General features: G+C 68.4%; 14 protein-coding genes and 1 pseudogene. 12 read left to right on the top strand and 3 right to left on the bottom strand.

All coding sequences use genetic code 11. The features are described 5' to 3' along the window. The first annotated feature begins 275 nt into the window (after positions 1-275). Positions 276-575, top strand: a complete 300-nt coding sequence (locus tag SL003B_RS11790; protein ID WP_013653072.1) for a hypothetical protein — start codon at positions 276-278, stop codon at positions 573-575. Positions 576-874: 299 nt separating this feature from the next. Then, a complete protein-coding gene (locus SL003B_RS11785; protein ID WP_013653071.1) occupies positions 875-1,612 on the top strand; it encodes a cytochrome c biogenesis CcdA family protein in 738 nt (245 codons plus the stop codon). Here the strand turns inward: SL003B_RS11785 and SL003B_RS11780 are convergent. Further along, a complete protein-coding gene (locus tag SL003B_RS11780; protein WP_013653070.1) occupies positions 1,602-2,726 on the bottom strand; it encodes an SPOR domain-containing protein in 1,125 nt (374 codons plus the stop codon). The genes SL003B_RS11785 and SL003B_RS11780 overlap by 11 nt on opposite strands. 176 nt (positions 2,727-2,902) lie before the next feature. Here SL003B_RS11780 and glmU point away from each other — a divergent pair, with 176 nt between their 5' ends. Together glmU and glmS are read left to right on the top strand one after the other, a co-directional pair. After that, positions 2,903-4,258 carry a bifunctional UDP-N-acetylglucosamine diphosphorylase/glucosamine-1-phosphate N-acetyltransferase GlmU gene (gene glmU / locus SL003B_RS11775; RefSeq protein ID WP_013653069.1) on the top strand — a complete coding sequence of 452 codons (1,356 nt, stop codon included), beginning with the start codon at positions 2,903-2,905 and terminating at the stop codon, positions 4,256-4,258. Positions 4,259-4,364: 106 nt separating this feature from the next. Further along, the gene (gene glmS / locus SL003B_RS11770; protein WP_013653068.1) at positions 4,365-6,191 is read left to right on the top strand and encodes a glutamine--fructose-6-phosphate transaminase (isomerizing); all 1,827 of its coding nucleotides are present in this window, start codon (positions 4,365-4,367) and stop codon (positions 6,189-6,191) included. Positions 6,192-6,211: 20 nt separating this feature from the next. Here the strand turns inward: glmS and SL003B_RS11765 are convergent, their stop codons facing one another. Further along, positions 6,212-6,577, bottom strand: coding sequence for a YbaN family protein (locus SL003B_RS11765; RefSeq protein ID WP_013653067.1), 366 nt, complete (start codon positions 6,575-6,577; stop codon positions 6,212-6,214). A 214-nt stretch (positions 6,578-6,791) separates the two neighbouring features. On the opposite strand from SL003B_RS11765, the gene SL003B_RS11760 reads away from it, so the two are divergent. Next, the gene (locus SL003B_RS11760; protein WP_169313680.1) at positions 6,792-7,469 is read left to right on the top strand and encodes a DUF502 domain-containing protein; all 678 of its coding nucleotides are present in this window, start codon (positions 6,792-6,794) and stop codon (positions 7,467-7,469) included. Positions 7,470-7,494: 25 nt separating this feature from the next. Here the strand turns inward: SL003B_RS11760 and recG are convergent, their stop codons facing one another. Next, complete coding sequence (gene recG, locus SL003B_RS11755; RefSeq protein ID WP_013653065.1) at positions 7,495-9,597, bottom strand: ATP-dependent DNA helicase RecG; 2,103 nt, start codon at positions 9,595-9,597, stop codon at positions 7,495-7,497. A gap of 200 nt (positions 9,598-9,797) precedes the next feature. On the opposite strand from recG, the gene SL003B_RS11750 reads away from it, so the two are divergent. The 7 genes and pseudogenes from SL003B_RS11750 (at position 9,798) to lpdA (ending at position 19,645) form a co-directional block, all read left to right on the top strand. After that, the gene (locus SL003B_RS11750; RefSeq protein WP_013653064.1) at positions 9,798-10,100 is read left to right on the top strand and encodes an FAD assembly factor SdhE; all 303 of its coding nucleotides are present in this window, start codon (positions 9,798-9,800) and stop codon (positions 10,098-10,100) included. 51 nt (positions 10,101-10,151) lie between these two features. Further along, entirely contained in the window at positions 10,152-13,652 is a 3,501-nt protein-coding gene (mfd, locus tag SL003B_RS11745) for a transcription-repair coupling factor (protein ID WP_013653063.1), read from the top strand. Positions 13,653-13,840: 188 nt separating this feature from the next. Further along, the gene (locus SL003B_RS11740; protein ID WP_013653062.1) at positions 13,841-14,176 is read left to right on the top strand and encodes an FtsB family cell division protein; all 336 of its coding nucleotides are present in this window, start codon (positions 13,841-13,843) and stop codon (positions 14,174-14,176) included. Between the two features lie 177 nt (positions 14,177-14,353). Beyond that, a complete protein-coding gene (gene pdhA / locus SL003B_RS11735; protein ID WP_013653061.1) occupies positions 14,354-15,406 on the top strand; it encodes a pyruvate dehydrogenase (acetyl-transferring) E1 component subunit alpha in 1,053 nt (350 codons plus the stop codon). Positions 15,407-15,420: 14 nt separating this feature from the next. Then, complete coding sequence (locus SL003B_RS11730; RefSeq protein ID WP_013653060.1) at positions 15,421-16,797, top strand: pyruvate dehydrogenase complex E1 component subunit beta; 1,377 nt, start codon at positions 15,421-15,423, stop codon at positions 16,795-16,797. 16 nt (positions 16,798-16,813) lie between these two features. Continuing rightward, positions 16,814-18,128: pseudogene (locus tag SL003B_RS11725) on the top strand (pyruvate dehydrogenase complex dihydrolipoamide acetyltransferase). A gap of 74 nt (positions 18,129-18,202) precedes the next feature. After that, a complete protein-coding gene (lpdA, locus tag SL003B_RS11720; protein WP_013653058.1) occupies positions 18,203-19,645 on the top strand; it encodes a dihydrolipoyl dehydrogenase in 1,443 nt (480 codons plus the stop codon). Positions 19,646-19,649 lie beyond the last annotated feature (4 nt).

Raw genomic sequence — 19,649 nt, 5'->3', positions numbered from 1 at the left:
TTGCCCCCAGTCGCCCCCAGCTCCCCTTCGGCAGCGCAGGGGAGCGTAGAGGGAGCGCAACGAAAGCCGCGACTTGGCGCGCTCGGATACGTGAAATGCCGTAGAAATCAGACGTTCAACCGGGCGAAATTTACTGTATATTCGCGTGTACGGGTTTTTTCATAGCCTATTCGTACGCATTTCCATTAGTCTTGATGCAGGCGCAATGCGGGATCCGCCATGCGGGGCGCACCCGGGGCATGCAGCACAGACCTTGACGACGATGGCGGATTCCAATGCCGGACAACCAGCCTGACACGCATATCAGCAGCGCGGAATACGACTTCGTCAAGGGTCACATCGCCGCGACCATGACGCTGATCCACGCCCTGATCGACCAGGGGGCCGTCGACCGCAGGTCTCTGGACGCCTTCTTCGCCGGTTTCATGGGCGAACTGCCGCACACCCGCCAGACGCTGCCGCTGCGCCTGGTGCTTGACCAGTGGCGCCAGGGCCTCAGGGACGGGGCCGACGACGCGCAGCTGATGCGCAGGCTGTTCGAGGTCGTCGACGGCGGCACATCGGGCGGGGTCTGAGGCTGGCGGTTCTGGCGGCTTCGGCGGTCGGGATCGCGGATTTCGGAACTGCCCGGCTCACGGCCGCCGAACGCGGCGACCAGCGTCGGCCGAACGCTGTATCCGGGTTCGATCGCAGCACCGGTCGGGCTACTCGCGGGGTCCTGACGTTCCGATCCGCATTGACCGGCATCACCCGCTTTTTCCCCGCCGGCGCTGCGCCCTCGCGCAAAGGTGACGGGGGCGTGGCCATTTGGCCACTTCAAATCCGCGCGCCGATCGGCTCTAAAGGCAGCCGACACCGATCGGGACCCGAGTACATGCTTCAGGACGTCACCCTGCTCGGCGCGCTGTTCGCCGGCATCCTGTCCTTCATTTCTCCCTGCGTGCTGCCGCTGGTGCCGCCCTACCTAGGGTTCCTGGCCGGCACGAGCCTGGAGGAACTGACCGGCGAGGGCGGCGAGAGCGAGGCCGGCCGGCGCGTGTTCCTGTCCGCGCTCGCCTTCGTCGCCGGGTTCTCGACCGTCTTCGTCCTGCTCGGCGCCAGCGCTTCGCTGATCGGCCAGTTCGTCACCCAGCACATCCAGTTCCTCGGCTATGTCGCCGGCGTCATGATCATCGTCATGGGGCTGCATTTCCTCGGCGTGTTCCGCATCGGTCTGCTGTATCGCGAGGCACGCGTGCACGTGGCGCGCAAGCCGGCCGGCCTCGCCGGCGCCTACCTGATCGGGCTCGCCTTCGCCTTCGGCTGGACGCCCTGCGTCGGGCCGATCCTGGCCGCGATCCTGTTCGTCGCCGGGTCGGAGGAGACGGTCGCCCAGGGCGCGCTGCTGCTGAGCGCCTATGCGCTCGGCCTCGGCATCCCGTTCCTCGCCGCAGCCCTGTTCGCCGGGCCGTTCCTGGCCTTCATGAAGCGGTTCCGCCGGCACATGGGTGCGGTCGAGAAGGCCATGGGCGTCGTGCTGGTGGCGACCGGCGTGATGTTCCTGACCGGCCAGATGGCGGTCCTGTCCTACTGGCTGCTGGAGACCTTCCCCCAGTTCGCCGTCATCGGCTGACCGTCTCGGCCGGGTCGTCGGGCGGCAGCGGATCGCCGAGGAAGAAGGCCGGCCGGCAGGGGCGCGCGTCGGCGCTGAGGCGCAGGCAGGCGACCGCGGCGCCGGCGGCATTGGCGAACGGGCCAGCCAACAGGCGCAGGCGCGCGCCGTCGCCCTCGACCGGAGCGACGAGCGCGCGCAGACCCGCCATGCGGTCGCCGAAGCGCGCCTCGAATTCAGACCATGCCGCACCGGCATCGGCCAGGCCGTGGTAGGTGCCGATCTCGATGGCGAAATCGGTGCGCCCGACCGAGCCCGCGCCGCCCTGGATGCGTCCGGCCGGGTCTAGCGGCCGGATGACCAGCGGCAGGTTCTCGTCGGGTATGCGGGCCAGATCCTTGGCCAGATCCGTGGCCAGATCCCTGGCCTGATCCGCCGAGGGGGCAGGGCCGGCGCCGATGGCGGCCGGGTCGATGGAGCCTGTGGTTTCCGGCGCCCGGTCGGGCCTGGGCAGTTCGACGATGCGCACCGGCGCTGGCGGCGGAACCGGAGGCTCGGGTCGGGCGATGCGGGCCGAGCGGGACGACGTCTCCGGTGCCGGCAGGGTCTCGACCGAGGACGGGGCAGGGGCAGGAACCGGCGTTACGGCATCCGGGTTTCCGCCGCCAGCGGGAGCCTGGAAAGCGTCATCGGGCAGCGGAATGGGCCTGCCCGCCTCCAGCGCGGCGAGGCGGTCGGAATAGGCCCGGTTCTGTTCGGCCAGGACGCTGAGCCGCCGGCGCAGGGCGACGATCTCGAGCCGGAGCGTGTCGATCTGGCTTTCCAGCAGCCGGTTGGCCTCGGCATTGGCGACGCCGCCGGCGGACGGCAGGATGCCGACGCTCAGCGTCTCGCCGTCGGTGGCGATGGTCCCGGTGGAGATGGTGCCGGTGGCGCCGACCGGTCCCTGCGGCGGCAGCACGATGCCGGCAAGTCGGTCGGCGACCGACCCGGGGCCGGGGGCGAAGCGCACGGCCGACAGGCCGACGACGGCGCACAGGATGGCCGCGAACGCCCAGGCAGCGGCGGAGAAGCGTGCCCGGCTGACTGCGTCCGTCTTGTCGTTCCGCCGATCGCTCTGCTGGCGGTTGCGCACCTGTCCCTGTCCCGCACCCTGACGAATCTGTCGCTATCATCGCCCATCTGACTGCAATTAGGGTTAACGGACAAGAAACCGCGCCACGCCGGCGGGTTCGCTCCCGATTGACCTGTGGATCGCGGCATGCGAACGCTGCCGCGTCCCGATCGCGTGTGTCCGAAGACAGGTGTTTCATGTCCGACCGAAGCCTTCTCGCCATCATTCTTGCCGCCGGCCTGGGTACCAGGATGCGCTCCGATCTGCCCAAGGTGATGCATCCGATCGGCAACCTGCCGATGCTCGGCCATGTGCTGAAGGCGCTCGACGATGGCTCGCGCAAGCGCATCGCCGTGGTGGTCGGTCCCGGCATGGAGCGCCTGGAGGCGCTGGTCGCGGCGCTGGCGCCGGGGGCGACGTGCCACCTGCAGCAGGAACGGCTCGGCACGGCGCATGCGGTGCTGGCCGCGCGCGCAGCCCTCCAGGATCCGGCCGACGACGTACTGGTGCTGTTCGGCGACACACCGCTGGTGACGCCGGCGGCGATCGCCCGGGTGCGTGCGGCGCTGGCGCGCGGCGCCGACATGGCCGTGCTCGGATTCCATGCCCGCGCGCCGCAGGGTTACGGCCGGCTCCTGATGGAGGGCGAGAGGCTGGTCGCCATCCGCGAGGAGAAGGACGCGAGCGACGCGGAGCGGGCGGTGACCTTTTGCAACTCCGGCATCATGGGCTTTCGCGGCGCCATCGCCGAGGACCTGATCGGATCGATCGGCAAGGCCAACGCCCAGGGCGAATACTATCTCACCGACGCGGTGGAACTGGCCAACGCACGCCGTCTTGCCGTGGTCGCCGAGACGGCGGACGAGGACGAGGTGCAGGGAATCAACACGCGCGCGCAACTGGCGGCCTGCGAGGCGGTGTTCCAGGCGCGCATGCGCCGCGCGGCGATGGACGCCGGCGTCACGCTGCAGGCGCCGGAGATGGTGTTCTTCTCGCACGATACGGTGCTCGAGGCGGATGTCTTCGTCGAGCCGAACGTGGTGTTCGGGCCGGGCGTCCATGTCGAGGGCGGGACGCGGATCCGCGCCTTCAGCCACCTGGAGGGCGCACATGTCGGGCGCGATGCCACGGTCGGCCCGTTCGCGCGGCTGCGGCCGGGCGCCGAACTCGCCGCCGATACCCACATCGGCAACTTTGTCGAGATCAAGAACGCGACTGTGGCCGAGGGCGCCAAGGTCAACCACCTGACCTACATCGGCGATGCCGACATTGGCGCCAAGAGTAACATCGGCGCCGGCACCATCACCTGCAACTACGACGGCTACCTGAAGCACCGCACGACCATCGGTGCGGGCTGCTTCGTCGGCTCCAACGCCACGCTGGTGGCGCCGGTGGCGCTCGGCGACGGCGCCTATGTGGCGGCCGGCAGCGTGGTCACCGATGCGGTGCCGGCGGACGCTCTCGCCATCGGCCGCGGCCGGCAGGAGGTCAAGCCGGGGCGGGCGAGGGCCCTGCGCGAGCGGCTGGCAGCCGAAAAGGCGCGACGCGGCTGAACGGCACGCCGGCTCTGTCACGGACTGAAACAGGGTTTGATTTCGAAGATTTAACCGCTTTCGTCTACACGGAGGCGTCCTTCAGCCGTTGCGGAGCAAATCATTCATGTGCGGGATTGTCGGTATCGTCGGCACGTCGGAGGTCGCCTCGCGCCTCGTCGATGCACTCAAGCGCCTCGAATACCGGGGCTACGATTCGGCCGGGGTGGCGACGCTGGAAGGCGGCGTGCTGACGCGCCGGCGCGCAGAGGGCAAGCTGCGCAACCTTGAGGCGCTGCTGCACAAGAGCCCGCTCGCGGGCACCATCGGCATCGGCCACACCCGCTGGGCGACGCATGGGGCGCCGACCGTCGACAACGCCCATCCGCATGCCAGCGGCGGCGTGGCGGTGGTGCACAACGGCATCATCGAGAACTACCTCGCCCTGCGCGAGGAGGCGGTCGCCCGGGGACTTCATCCCGTCACCGAGACCGACACGGAGGTGGCCGCGCTGCTGGTGGCGGCGGAACTCGCCGACGGCCTCAGCCCGCAGGAGGCGGTCGGCAGGGTGCTGCCGCGGCTGCGCGGCGCCTTCGCGCTGGTGTTCCTGTTCGACGGCCACGACGAGCTTCTGATCGGCGCGCGCCGCGGCTCGCCGCTCGCGGTCGGCCACGGCAGCGGCGAGATGTTCCTCGGCTCCGACGCCATCGCGCTGTCGCCGTTCACCGACCGGATCACCTATCTCGACGAGGGCGACTGGGTGGTGGTGACGCGCACGGGCGCGCAGGTCTACGACCGCGACAACAGGCCGGTGACGCGCGCCGAAAGCAGGTCCACCGTCGGCGCAGTCATGATCGACAAGGGCAACTACCGTCATTACATGGCCAAGGAGATCCACGAGCAGCCCGAGGTGATCGGCCACACGCTGTCGCGCTACCTTGATCTCGGCGCCAAGAAGGCGAAGCTGCCGGACGGTGCCGCGATCGACTTCTCCAAGCTGACCCGTCTGGTCATTTCGGCCTGCGGCACGGCGTTCTACGCCGGCCTGATCGGCAAGTACTGGTTCGAACGCTACGCGCGCCTGCCCGTCGAAATCGACATCGCCTCGGAGTTCCGCTACCGCGAACTGCCGGTCTCGGAAGGCGAACTGGCGCTGTTCATCTCGCAGTCGGGCGAAACCGCCGACACGCTGGCCTCGCTGCGCTACTGCAGGCAGCACGGCCTGACCATCGGCGCGGTGGTCAACGTGCCGGAATCGACCATCGCGCGCGAGGCCGACGTGGTGTTCCCGACCATCGCCGGGCCGGAGATCGGCGTCGCCTCGACCAAGGCCTTCACCTGCCAGCTGGCGGTGCTGGCGTCGCTGGCGATCCTCGCCGGCCGCCAGCGCGGACATCTCAGCGACGCCCAGGAGGCGGAACTCGTCGGCGCCCTGGCCGAGGCGCCGGGGCGGGCGGTGCAGGCGCTCAAGCTGGAGGCGCAGATCGAGCGCCTGGCGCCGAGCCTCGCGCGCGCCAAGGACCTGCTCTACCTGGGACGCAGCACCAACTATCCACTGGCGCTGGAAGGCGCGCTCAAGCTCAAGGAACTGTCCTACATCCACGCCGAAGGCTATGCGGCGGGAGAACTGAAGCACGGGCCGATCGCGCTGATCGAGGAAAATATTCCTGTCATCGTCATTGCGCCGCACGATTCGATCTACGAGAAGACCGTCTCCAACATGCAGGAGGTCGCCGCGCGGGGCGGCAGGATCCTGCTGGTCACCGACGACAAGGGGGGCGAGGCGTCGGGCCTGGGCCACAAGGACCGCATCGTCCTGCCGGAGATGCCGGAGATCCTGTCGCCGATCGTCTATGCGATTCCGATCCAGCTGATCGCCTATCACACGGCGGTGTTCATGGGCACGGACGTCGACCAGCCGCGCAACCTGGCCAAGTCGGTGACTGTCGAGTAGCGCGCGGCCCAGCCCCGTGCTCAGCCGGGCCGCGAGGGGCGGCTGAGCACATAGGCGGCGCTGGCGAGCATGAACACGGCGACCGCAGCGGCAAGGAGCGGGCCGGCGCCGGAACCGACCAGAAAGATGGCATAGCCCATGGTCATGCCGAGGATCGCGAAGGCCTTGGCGCGCGGCGGAATGACGCCATGCTCACGCCAGGCCCGCACCGGCGGGCCGAACTGCGGATGGTCGAGAATGCGCGCCTCCAGTTCCGGCGACGAGCGGGCGAAGAAGCCTGCGGCCAGGATGAAGAAGATCGTCGTCGGCAGCAGCGGCAGGAAAGCGCCGACGATGCCCAGTCCGACGCATCCGAATCCTGCCAGCCTGTAGGCGGTCCGCCGCACCCAGAGAGCCTCCTGCTTGCGGTCCTGTCGTTCCGGCCGCCGAAAAATATTCCGGAGTGACGGATACCGTTTTTGTGCAATGCCCCTTATTTAGGAACGACGCAAGAGTTTGCGACGCTGTTTCGTCTGGTCCGGGACAAGCAACATGACTGGCGCTGCCGATCCGCAACCGTCCGAAGACCCCATCAGGGTGAAGCCGCACCGAATCGGATTCATGACACGGTTAAGGAATTATTTCCTAACAGGCCTTGTGATCGCCGGCCCGATCGGCATCACCCTGTGGCTGACCTGGTCGTTCATCCAGTGGGTGGACGGCTGGGTGAAACCGTTCGTGCCCAAGGGCTACAATCCGGACACCTACCTGCCGTTCCCGGTGCCCGGCTTCGGCCTGATCGTCGCCTTCATCGTGCTGTCGGTGCTCGGCTTCCTGGCCGCCAACATCGCCGGCCGGACACTGATCTCCTACGGCGAATTCCTTGTCGGGCGGATGCCGCTGGTGCGCAACCTCTACAACGGCCTGAAGCAGATCTTCCAGACCGTGCTCGACGAACGGGGCAGCAGCTTCAAGAAGGCGGCGATCATCGAATATCCGCGCAGGGGCATGTGGGCGATCGTGTTCGTCTCGACCTCGCCCAAGGGCGAAGTCGCCGACCGGCTGTCCGACTTCGCCGAGACCATCGCCGTGTTCCTGCCGACGACGCCGAACCCGACCTCGGGCTTCCTGCTCTACGTGCCGAAGAGCGACGTCATCGAACTCGCGATGTCGGTGGAGGATGCGGCCAAGCTGGTGATCTCGGCCGGCCTCGTCAGTCCGGACTATCCCAAGGCGGTTCAGGACGCGATCGCGGCGGACAGGCGCGCCAGAGCGGCCCGGCTCGCCGGCGACGCCTGAGGCCGCCCGTTTCGAGACCGAACCGTCAGCCCGCCCGCAGCAGCCGGATCGCCTCGTCGCGGGAGAAGAGATAGAGCAGGCAGCGCAGGGCCGCGCCGCGCGGTCCCTTGAGGTCGGGGTCGGTCTCCAGCACCAGCCGGGCGTCGTCGCGGGCGATCTCCATCAGGTCGCCGTGGGCCTCAAGCCGCGCGAGGCGGAAGCCGGGCGTGCCGGACTGGCGCGTGCCGAGGATCTCGCCCTCGCCGCGCAGGCGCAGGTCCTCCTCGGCGATCAGGAACCCGTCGTTGGTCTCGCGCATCACCGACAGCCGCGCGGCGGCGGTTTCGCCGAGCGGTCCCTTGTACAGCAGGACGCAGGACGACGGCCGGTCGCCGCGCCCGACCCGGCCGCGAAGCTGGTGTAACTGGGCGAGGCCGAAACGTTCCGCGTGCTCTATGACGATGATCGTCGCGTCCGGCACGTCGACGCCGACCTCAATCACCGTGGTGGCGACCAGGACGCGGGCGGCACCGTCCTTGAAGGCGGTCATCGCCGCGTCCTTTTCCTCGCCGCTCATGCGGCCGTGCACGAGCGCGACGGGCACCTTCAGTTCCTGCGACAGGTGCCGGTGCCGGTCCTCGACGGCGGCGAGGTCGGTCTTTTCCGATTCCTCGACCAGCGGGCAGACCCAGTAGACCTTCTGGCCCTCGGCGACGGCAGCCTTGATGCGCGCGACCATCTCGCCCATGCGGTCAAGCGAGACGGATACCGTGGTGACCGGCTTGCGGCCGGCCGGTTTCTCGGTCAGGCGCGAGACGTCCATGTCGCCGAAGCAGGTCAGCACCAGGGTGCGCGGGATCGGCGTGGCGGTCATCACGAGGACATCGACGCCGCGGCCCTTGGCGGACAGGGCGAGGCGCTGGTGGACGCCGAAGCGGTGCTGCTCGTCGACCACGGCGATGCCGAGATTGCGGAAGGCGACGCTGCCCTGGAACAGCGCATGGGTGCCGACGACCAGGTCGATTGTGCCGGACTGCAGGGCATCCTGGGTGTCCCGGCGCGTCTTCGCGCTGTCGCGGCCGGTCAGCACCGCGATGCGGATGCCGGCGGCGCGGCAGAGCGGTTCCATCGAGGCGAAATGCTGGCGGGCGAGGATCTCGGTCGGCGCCATCAGCACGGCCTGGGCGCCCGTTTCGATCACCGCGGCCATGGCGAGCAGGGCGACCACGGTCTTGCCCGCGCCGACGTCGCCCTGCAGCAGGCGCAGCATGCGGTGCGGGCTCCTCAGATCGGCCTCGATCTCGCGCACGGCCTGCTGCTGTCCGGCGGTCAGCGCATAGGGCAGGGCGGCGAGGATCCTCGCCGTCAGCCGGCCGTCGGGGCGCCGCGCCTCGCCGCCGAGCTGGCGCATGTTGGCGCGTACCAGCGCGAGCGCCAGCTGGTTGGCGAGGTATTCGTCATAGGCCAGCCGGCGCAGGGTGGCGCCCGTCGGGACAAGGTCGTTCGCCTCGCGCGGACGGTGCGCGAAGCGCAGCGCCTGGTCGAAATCCGGCCAGCCTTGGCGCGCCTTGAAGGCGGGATCAAGCCATTCGGGCAGCAGCGGCAGGCGCTCCAGCGCCCCGAGCACGGCCTTCTGCAGCGTCTTCGGCGCCAGCCCGGCGGTCATCGGATAGACAGGCTCGACGGCGCGCATCGCCTCGGCTTCCTCGGCCGTCAGGATGTAGTCCGGGTGGACCATCTGGGGCCGCTCGGAGAACCATTCGACCTTGCCGGAGACGATCCGACGCGCGCCCTCGGGCAGCACCGTCTCGAGCCAGTCGCGGCGAGGATGGAAGAACACCAGCGCGATGGTGCCGGTCGCATCCGACGCCAGCACGCGGTAGGGTGCCTTGCCGTGGCGCGGCGACGGCAGGTGGCGCTCGACGACCAGGTCGAGGGTGACGACGTCGCCGTTCTCGCAGCGCGCGACACCGGGCCGCTTGCGCCGGTCGATGACCGAATGCGGCAGGTGGAACAGGAGGTCGGCGACCGTCGGCTCCCGGCCCGGTGTATCGGCGAGCAGCGTGGCGAACAGCCTGGCGATCTTCGGTCCGACGCCCGGCAGGACGGACACGGGAGCGAAGAGCGGATCGAGAACCGACGGGCGCATGGACTTCCACCTGTGAACGTGCCGCCGGTTTTGGCACGCCAGCGCGGGCGGATGCAATGGCGGGCACCGACCCGCTGACAGACGCGGCCGGCGGGTCTATATAGCGCGGGACGACACGCGGACGAACGGCCAGCCGGTCCAGCCGCCCTGAGGGCGGCGCGGGGGCGGCGTGGGGTTCCAGCAAGCGGAAAGACGGAACGATGAAGGCAGAGGAAGGGCAGGGCACGCACGATCCCCTCGCCGCCGACGCGGTGCGCAGGAAACGGATCCTGTTCCGCTGCTGGCACCGCGGCATGAAGGAGATGGACCTGCTGCTCGGCGGATTTGCCCAGGCGCAGATCGAGACGCTGACTACCGCGGAACTGGACGAGTTGGAGGACCTGCTCGACATCAACGACCAGGACCTGTTCTCCTGGATGACCGGCCGCACGCCCGTGCCAGCGGAACGAGACCGTCCCCTCTACCGGCGCATCCTCGCCTTCCACGCCGACAAGCCCTTCTGAGACGGACCGGGCGCCGCCCGTCCCGCACCGGACCAAAGGAAGAAAACCGCCGTGTTCGAAAGCCTGCTGCAGCATCGGGGCAACATCACGCTCGCCGGCGTGCCGGACGGGGCGGAAGCCTATGCGCTCGCCAAGGTGCTGGCCGAATCGGACCGCGCCGGCCTGGCGCTGGTGTTCGTGGCGCGCGACGCCGCGCGCATGCAGATGATCGCCGACGCGCTGGCCTTCTTCTCGCCCGCGACGGACGTCCTGCAGCTGCCGGCCTGGGACTGCCTGCCCTACGACCGGGTGTCGCCGACGCCGGCGGTCAGCGCGCGCCGGCTGCTGGTGCTCGGCGCATTGGCGCGCGGTCTGGCGCAGAACAGCCAGACCGTCCTGCTGACCACCTGCAATGCTGCCGTGCAGCGCATGCCGGCGCGCGACTGGATGGCGCATCAGACATTCTCGCTGGCGCCGGGCAACCGGATCGATCTGTCGCGGATCGCGGCCTGGCTCGATCTCAACGGCTTCTCGCGCACGCCGACTGTGCGCGAGACCGGCGAATACGCCGTGCGCGGCGGCATCGTCGACCTGTATGCGCCCGGCTCCGACGAGCCGGTGCGGCTGGACTTCTTCGGCGACACGCTGGAATCGATCCGCGCGTTCGACCCCGAAACCCAGCGAACGACGCGCCAGCTCAGGCGGCACGACCTCGTGCCGATGAGCGAGGTCGTGCTCACGGAGGAGGCCGTCTCGCGCTTTCGCCGTGCCTATCTCGCACGCTTCGGCGCCGCGCGCCGCGACGATGTGCTCTATCAGTCGATCAGCGAGGGGCGCCGCTACCCCGGCATGGAGCACTGGCTGCCGCTGTTCCACGAACGTCTCGAAACGCTGTTCGATTTTATCGGCGATACGCCGCTTATCTTCGATTCGGCCGCTGCGGACGTGGCCCGCGAGCGGTTCGATCAGGTCGACGAGCACTATGCCGCGCGCAAGGATGCGCTGGACAACGGACATCTCGCGGGCGCGGTGCCCTATCTGCCGGTCGAGCCGGACGGGCTCTATCTTGGCAGGGATGAGTGGACCGCGGCGGTCGCCGACGCGGCGAGCTCCCTGCTCGATCCCTTCACGCCGCCGCCGGGGCAGGGAAGGCAGACGATCGAACTGGGCGGCCGCCAGGGCCGCACCTTCGCCGCCGAACGGGTCGCCGGCGACGTCAACATCTTCGACGCGCTGATCAGGCACGTGCGGGCCTTGCAGAAGGAGAGGAAGACGGTCGTCATCGCCTGCTGGAGCGACGGCTCGCGCGACCGCCTCGGCCAGATTCTCGGCGATCACGGACTGGGTCAGGCCGTACCGGTGGAGAGCCAGGCGGACATCGCCGGCCTCGACGCGCGCACGACCGGTCTTGCCGTCCTCGGCCTCGAGCACGGCTTCGAGATCGCCGACCTGGCGTTCATCGCCGAGCAGGACATCCTCGGCGACCGGCTGGTGCGCAAGGGACGGCGCAAGGCCAAGGGTGCCAATGTCCTGACCGAGGCGACCGCCCTTTCGGAAGGCGACCTGGTCGTGCATGTCGACCACGGCATCGGCCGGTTCGTCGGGCTGAAGACGATCGAGGCGGTGGGAGCGCCGCACGACTGCCTGGAACTGCAATATGCCGGCGGCGACAAGCTGTACCTGCCGGTCGAGAACATCGAACTACTGACCCGTTACGGCTCGGAGGAGACCGAGGCGCAGCTGGACAGGCTGGGCGGCGGGGCCTGGCAGGCGCGCAAGGCGCGCATGAAGAAGCGCATCCTGGAGATCGCCGACGGACTGATCAGGACCGCGGCGGCACGGGCGCTGAAGACGGCGCCGGTGGTGGAGACGCCCGAGGGAGCCTACGACGAATTCGCCACCCGCTTTCCCTACGAGGAGACGGAGGACCAGCTCAACGCCATTGATGCCGTGTTCGCCGATCTCGCCTCGGGGCGGCCGATGGACCGGCTGGTGTGCGGCGACGTCGGCTTCGGCAAGACCGAGGTGGCGCTGCGCGCTGCCTTCGTCGCCGCCCTGTCCGGCCGGCAGGTGGCGGTGGTGGTGCCGACCACGCTGCTCGCCCGCCAGCACTACAAGACCTTTGCCGAGCGCTTCCACGGCCTGCCGGTGCGCGTCGCCCAGGCCTCGCGCCTGGTCGGCGCCAAGGACCTGGCCGAGACCAGGAAAGGCCTCGTCGACGGTTCGGTCGACATCGTCATCGGTACGCACGCGCTGCTCGGCAAGGGCATCGGCTTCCGCGACCTGGGGCTGCTGATCATCGACGAGGAACAGCATTTCGGCGTCAAGCACAAGGAGCGGCTGAAGGAACTGAAGGCCGACGTGCATGTGCTGACGCTGTCCGCGACGCCGATCCCGCGCACGCTGCAGCTGGCGCTGACGGGGGTGCGCGAACTGTCGCTGATCGCGACGCCGCCGGTCGACCGGCTGGCGGTCAGGACCTTCGTGTCGCCATTCGATCCGATCGTCGTGCGCGAGGCTCTGCTGCGCGAGCACTACCGCGGCGGCCAGAGCTTCTACGTCTGTCCGCGCGTATCCGACCTGGCCGAGACGGCCGAGTTCCTCGCCGAGAGCGTGCCGGAGGTGAAGGTGGCCGTCGCCCACGGCCAGATGGCGCCGGGCCAGCTCGACGATGTCATGAATGCTTTCTACGAGGGAAAGTACGACGTTCTGCTGTCGACCACGATCGTCGAGTCGGGCCTCGACATCCCGACCGCCAACACGCTGATCGTGCACCGGGCGGACATGTTCGGCCTGGCCCAGCTCTACCAGCTGCGCGGGCGCGTCGGACGGTCCAAGGTGCGCGCCTATGCGCTGTTCACCGTGCCGGCCAACAAGACGCTGACCGCGACCGCCGAGCGGCGGCTGAAGGTGCTGCAGTCGCTGGACACGCTCGGCGCCGGCTTCCAACTGGCGAGCCACGACCTCGACATCCGCGGCGCCGGCAACCTGCTCGGCGAGGAACAGTCCGGCCATATCCGGGAGGTCGGCTTCGAGCTCTACCAGCAGATGCTTGAGGAGGCGGTGGCGAGCCTGAAGGACGGCGGCGCGGAGGCCGGCGAGGAGCACTGGTCGCCGCAGATCAACGTCGGCACGCCGGTGCTGATCCCCGAGGCCTACGTGCCCGACCTGCAGTTGCGGCTGTCGCTCTACCGGCGGCTCGCGGACCTTGCCGAAGCGCAGGAGATCGACGCCTTCGGCGCCGAACTGATCGACCGCTTCGGACCGCTGCCCGAGGAGGTCGGCCACCTGCTCAAGATCGTCTTCATCAAGGGCCTCTGCCGAAAGGCCAACGTCGAGAAGGTCGACACCGGGCCGAAGGGCATGGTGATCAGCTTCCGCAACAACGAATTCGCCAACCCAGCTGCCCTGGTCGGCTACATCGCCGAGCAGGGCGTGCTAGCCAAGATCCGGCCCGACCAGAAGGTCGTGTTCACCCGCGACTGGGCCAGCGCCGACGAGCGGCTGAAAGGCACGGCGACGATCATGACCAAGCTGGCTCGTCTGGCGGGCGCGGACAAGGCGGCGGCCTGACGAAAAAGTTCATTTTACAAGGGGTTGTCGGACCGTGCCGTGCACGCCGCCGGCCTGTTCCACAGACGCCCCGGACGCCGCCGCGCGTCGAAGCCGCCCGGCAATAACGCGGCTGCGAAACGCTCTGTTAAGGGTGACTCGGCACACTATGCGCCAGTGAGACCCCTCGTTTCGTGTAGGTCCCGGCCGTGCCCGCCACCACCCGCCAGCGCAAGAAGTCCGTCCTCCGCCGCCTCGTCATTCCCTTCGCCGCCCTAGCGGTACTCGGCTATTTCGGCTTCCATGCCCTCAACGGCGAGTTCGGCCTGGTCGGGCGCGCCCGCATCGAGCACCAGGTGCGCGACCTGGAAGCGGAACTGGCCGTCGTCGTCACCGAGCGCGAAGAACTCTTTGCCCGCGTCAGTCTGCTGCGGCCGGAAAGCCTCGATCCCGACATGATCGACGAGCGCGCACGGCTCAACCTGAACCTCGTCCATGCCGACGAGGTGGCCATCTTGCGGCCCGGATATGGGCACGGACGATAACTTAAAAACAGCTAACAAGGCAGGATAAACCGATATCCAGTTAACTAAGATAAATTCTTTTGAAAACAATAATTTGCATCAAATATGGAGCCGTCGTTCCGCCTCTTGGATTGACAATGTCGGCAGGTTACTCTCCGCTTGCTTTCCTAGGGGAAACGCCACGCTGAGACGAGGGACATGGCCGCTACCAAAAAGACACCCGCCGGCACGCGCTCCAAGGCAGCGCCCCGGCCCCGCGGCGCCGCCAAATCGGCCGCGCCTGCGATCGCCGAGTTCTCCAGGGACGAGGAACTCCATGCCTATCGCGAGATGCTGCTGATCCGCCGCTTCGAGGAGAAGGCCGGCCAGCTCTACGGCATGGGCCTGATCGGCGGCTTCTGCCATCTCTACATCGGCCAGGAGGCCGTCGTCGTCGGCATGCAGATGGCCAAGACCGACGGCGACCAGATGATCACCGGCTACCGCGACCACGGCCACATGTTGGCCATGGATCTCGACCCCAAGGGCGTCATGGCGGAACTGACCGGACGCAGGGGCGGCCTGTCCAAGGGCAAGGGCGGCTCCATGCACATGTTCTCCAAGGAGAAGCACTTCTACGGCGGCCACGGCATCGTCGGCGCGCAGGTGTCGCTCGGCACCGGCATCGCCTTCGCCAACCAGTACACCGGCAACGGCAACGTCGCGATGACCTTCTTCGGCGACGGCGCCTCCAACCAGGGCCAGGTCTACGAGAGCTTCAACATGGCCCAACTGTGGAAGCTGCCGGTCATCTACGTGATCGAGAACAACAAGTACGGCATGGGCACGAGCGTCGAGCGCGCCTCGTCGACCACCGACCTGTCGCAGCGCGGTGCCTCCTTCGGCATTCCGGGCGAGCAGGTCGACGGCATGGACGTGCGCGCCGTTAAGGCGGCGTCCGACAAGGCGCTGGCCTGGTGCCGGGAGGGCAACGGCCCCTACATCCTGGAGATGGTCACCTACCGCTACCGCGGCCATTCCATGTCCGACCCGGCGAAGTACCGCTCCAAGGACGAGGTGCAGAAGATGCGCACCGAGCGCGATCCGATCGAGCAGGTGCGGGCGCGGCTGATCGAGAACGACTGGGCGAGCGAAGACGATCTGAAGGCGATCGACAAGGACGTGCGCGCACTGGTCGCCGAGGCGGCGGAGTTCGCGCAGACCGATCCGGAGCCGGATCCGTCCGAACTCTACACCGACATTCTGCTCTGAGGCCGGGGGATACCATGCCGATCGACATTCTGATGCCGGCCCTGTCTCCGACCATGGAGGAGGGCAAGCTCGCCAAGTGGCTCAAGGCCGAGGGCGAGACCGTTTCCGCCGGCGACGTGATCGCCGAGATCGAGACCGACAAGGCAACCATGGAGGTGGAAGCCGTCGACGAGGGCGTGCTCGGCAAGATCCTGGTGCCGGCGGGCACCGAGAACGTCAAGGTCAACGAGCGCATCGCTGTGCTGCTCGCCGAGGGCGAGGACGCTGCGGCGGCCGAGGCGCCGGCGGCCGCGGCGGCCCCGGCCGCAGCCGAACCGGCGCCCGCTACGGCAGGCGCGACCCCCGTGCCGGCCGCACCGGCGCAGGCGAAGCCCGCCGAGGACCCAGAGATCCCGGCCGGCACCGAGACGGTGTCGATGACCGTGCGTGAGGCACTGCGCGACGCCATGGCCGAGGAGATGCGCCGCGACGAGCGCGTCTTCGTCATGGGCGAGGAGGTTGCCGAGTACCAGGGCGCCTACAAGATCACGCAGGGGCTGCTCGACGAGTTCGGCTCCAAGCGGGTGATCGACACGCCGATCACCGAGCACGGCTTCGCCGGCCTCGGCGTCGGCGCGGCGATGGCCGGGCTGAAGCCGATCGTCGAGTTCATGACCTTCAACTTCGCCATGCAGGCGATCGACCAGATCATCAACTCGGCCGCCAAGACGCTGTACATGTCCGGCGGCCAGATGGGCGCGCCGATCGTGTTCCGCGGCCCGAACGGCGCGGCCGCGCGCGTCGCCGCCCAGCACAGCCAGGACTATGCCTCCTGGTACGCCCACATCCCGGGCCTGAAGGTGATCCAGCCGTGGTCGGCAACCGACGCCAAGGGGCTGCTCAAGGCGGCGATCCGCGACCCCAACCCGGTCGTGTTCCTGGAGAACGAGATCCTCTATGGCCAGTCCTTCGAGGTACCCAAGGTCGATGATCTGGTGCTGCCGATCGGCAAGGCGAAGGTCGAGCGCGCCGGCACCGATGTTACCATCGTGTCCTGGGGCATCGGCATGACCTACGTGATGAAGGCGGTCGAGGAACTGGCCGGCATGGGCATCTCGGCGGAGGTGGTGAACCTGCGCTCGATCCGGCCGCTCGACATCGACACGGTGCTCGCCTCGGTCAGGAAGACCGGACGCTGCGTGACGGTGGAGGAAGCCTTCCCGGTCTGCTCGGTATCGTCGGAAATCGGCTACCAGGTGCAGGAGAAGGCCTTCGACTATCTCGATGCGCCGATCCTGCGCGTGACCGGCAAGGACGTGCCGATGCCCTATGCGGCCAACCTGGAGAAGCTGGCGCTGCCGTCGGTGAAGGACGTCATCGACGCGGTCAAAGCCGTGACCTACACGGCCTGAGGCGAGGGAGGCTGAGATGCCGATTGAAATCACCATGCCGGCGCTGTCCCCGACCATGGAGGAGGGGACCCTGGCCAAGTGGCTGGTCAAGGAAGGCGACACGGTGTCAGCCGGCGACGTGATCGCCGAGATCGAGACCGACAAGGCGACCATGGAAGTGGAAGCCGTCGACGAGGGCACGGTCGCCAGGATCCTGGTGCCGGCCGGCACGGCCGGCGTCAAGGTCAACGCACCGATCGCGGTGCTCGCCGGCGAGGGCGAGGACGCGGGGGCCGCGATCTGGCGCTGCACCGGCGCCCCGGCCTGCCCCCCAGTCCGGCGAGGCAGCGGCAGCCGGCTCGACCGCCGCGCCGGCGACGGCACCCGCTCCGACGCCGGCGCCCAGGGCGGCCGACGGCGCGCGCGTGTTCGCCTCGCCGCTGGCGCGCCGGCTGGCGGCGCAGAACAATCTCGACCTCAAGGCGCTCGCCGGCACCGGCCCGCACGGGCGCGTCGTGCAGCGCGACATCGAGACGGCGCTAAAGGCCGGCACCGGCAAGGCTACCCCCGCCGACGCCCCGGCGCCCAAGGCCGCGCCCGCGCTCGCCGCCGGGGCGTCCGACGAGCAAGTGCTCAAGCTCTACGAGGAAGGCTCCTACGAGCTAGTGCCGCACGACGGCATGAGGAAGACGATCGCCAGGCGGCTCACCGAGTCCAAGCAGACCATCCCGCATTTCTACGTGTCGGTCGACTGCGAACTCGACGCGCTGCTCGCCCTGCGGACCCAGATCAATGACGCGGCGCCCAAGAAGGGCGACCAGCCGGCCTACAAGCTGTCGGTCAACGACATGGTGATCAAGGCGCTGGCCCTGGCACTGCGCGACGTGCCGGACGCCAACGTGTCCTGGACCGAGCAGGCGATGGTCAGACACAAGCATTCGGACGTCGGCGTCGCGGTGGCGATCCCCGGCGGCCTGATCACGCCGATCATCCGCCAGGCCGAGCAGAAACCGCTTTCGGTCATTTCCAACGAAATGAAGGATCTCGGCAAGCGGGCCAAGGACCGCAAGCTCAAGCCCGAGGAATACCAGGGCGGCACGACCGCGGTTTCCAACATGGGCATGATGGGCGTCAAGGACTTCGCCGCCGTGGTCAACCCGCCGCACGCGACCATTCTGGCCGTCGGTTCGGGCGAGCGCCGGCCGGTGGTCAAGAACGACGCGCTGGCGATCGCGACCGTCATGACGGTGACGCTGTCGACCGACCACCGGGCCGTCGACGGCGCGCTCGGCGCGGAACTGATCGGCGCCTTCAAGCGCTACATCGAGAACCCGATGGCGATGCTCGTCTGAGCACGGCGCCGGCATACGGCGCGGCTCGTGGGGCCGTGCCGTATGCCTCCCTACGACTTTCCGAGGAAACGACCATGGCCGACACCGCTTACGACGTCATCATCATCGGCTCGGGGCCGGGCGGCTACGTGACCGCGATCCGCGCCGCGCAGCTCGGCTTCAAGACGGCGATCGTCGAGCGCGAGCACCTGGGCGGCATCTGCCTCAACTGGGGCTGCATCCCGACCAAGGCGCTGCTGCGCTCGGCCGAGATCTACCATTACATGAAGCACGCCAAGGACTACGGCCTGTCGGCCGACAACGTCTCGTTCGATCCGGCAGCGGTGGTCAAGCGCTCGCGCGGCGTGTCGGGGCAGCTGAACGGCGGCGTCGGCTTCCTGATGAAGAAGAACAAGGTCGACGTCCTCTGGGGCGAGGGCAAGATCACCAAGCCGGGCGAGGTCACCGTCGCCAAGCCGACCAAGAAGGCCGCCGAACCGCAGCACCCGGCGCCCAAGGGCACCCGGGGCGAGGGCGTCTACAAGGCCAAGCACATCATCGTTGCGACCGGCGCGCGCCCGCGCGTCATCCCCGGCATCGAGCCGGACGGCAAGGACATCTGGACCTATTTCGAGGCCATGGTGCCGCCGGCGATGCCCAAGTCGCTGATCGTCATGGGTTCCGGCGCCATCGGCATCGAGTTCGCGTCCTTCTACCGGACCATGGGCGCCGAAGTGACGGTGATCGAGATGATGCCGACCATCATGCCGGTCGAGGATCCGGAGATCTCCGCCCTGGCCCGCAAGCAGATGGAAAAGCAGGGTCTGAAGTTTATCACCGAGGCGAAGGTGTCGGCGGTGAAGAAGGGCGGCGGCAAGGTCGTCGCCACGGTCGAGACTAAGGACGGCAAGATGCAGGAGCTGACGGCGGAGAAGATGATCTCGGCGGTCGGCGTGGTCGGCAACATCGAGAACCTCGGCCTCGAGGCGCTCGGCGTGAAGACCGACCGCGGTTGCGTCGTCACCGACGGCTACGGCCGCACCAGCGTGCCCGGCATCTACGCCATCGGCGACGTCGCCGGCCCGCCGATGCTCGCGCACAAGGCGGAGCACGAGGGCGTCATCTGCATCGAGAAGATCAAGGGCCTCAACGTCCACGCCATGAACAAGGCGATGATCCCCGGCTGCACCTACTGCCATCCGCAGGTCGCCTCGGTCGGCCTGACCGAGCCCAGGGCCAAAGAGGCGGGCTACGAGATCCGGGTCGGCCGTTTCCCGTTCATGGGCAACGGCAAGGCGATCGCCCTCGGCGAGCCGGACGGGCTGGTCAAGACCATCTTCGACGCCAAGACCGGCCAGCTGCTCGGCGCGCACATGGTCGGGGCGGAGGTTACCGAACTCATCCAGGGCTTCGTCGTCGCCATGAACCTGGAGACGACCGAGGAAGACCTGATGCACACCGTCTTCCCGCATCCAACGCTGTCGGAGATGATGAAAGAAAGCGTGCTGGACGCCTACGGCCGGGTGCTCAATCTCTGAGCGG

It is taken from the genome of Polymorphum gilvum SL003B-26A1 (genome assembly GCF_000192745.1).
Lineage (GTDB): Bacteria > Pseudomonadota > Alphaproteobacteria > Rhizobiales > Stappiaceae > Polymorphum > Polymorphum gilvum.
This window is presented reverse-complemented; position numbering and strand designations above follow the sequence as displayed.

Excerpts from the sequence above, each read along its gene's own strand:
- SL003B_RS11790 (WP_013653072.1), top strand. The coding sequence starts at position 276 with ATGCCGGACAACCAGCCTGACACGCATATCAGCAGCGCGGAATACGAC.
- SL003B_RS11785 (WP_013653071.1), top strand. The coding sequence starts at position 875 with ATGCTTCAGGACGTCACCCTGCTCGGCGCGCTGTTCGCCGGCATCCTG.
- glmU (WP_013653069.1), top strand. The coding sequence starts at position 2,903 with ATGTCCGACCGAAGCCTTCTCGCCATCATTCTTGCCGCCGGCCTGGGT.
- glmS (WP_013653068.1), top strand. The coding sequence starts at position 4,365 with ATGTGCGGGATTGTCGGTATCGTCGGCACGTCGGAGGTCGCCTCGCGC.
- SL003B_RS11760 (WP_169313680.1), top strand. The coding sequence starts at position 6,792 with ATGACACGGTTAAGGAATTATTTCCTAACAGGCCTTGTGATCGCCGGC.
- recG (WP_013653065.1), bottom strand. The coding sequence starts at position 9,597 with ATGCGCCCGTCGGTTCTCGATCCGCTCTTCGCTCCCGTGTCCGTCCTG.
- SL003B_RS11750 (WP_013653064.1), top strand. The coding sequence starts at position 9,798 with ATGAAGGCAGAGGAAGGGCAGGGCACGCACGATCCCCTCGCCGCCGAC.
- pdhA (WP_013653061.1), top strand. The coding sequence starts at position 14,354 with ATGGCCGCTACCAAAAAGACACCCGCCGGCACGCGCTCCAAGGCAGCG.
- SL003B_RS11730 (WP_013653060.1), top strand. The coding sequence starts at position 15,421 with ATGCCGATCGACATTCTGATGCCGGCCCTGTCTCCGACCATGGAGGAG.
- lpdA (WP_013653058.1), top strand. The coding sequence starts at position 18,203 with ATGGCCGACACCGCTTACGACGTCATCATCATCGGCTCGGGGCCGGGC.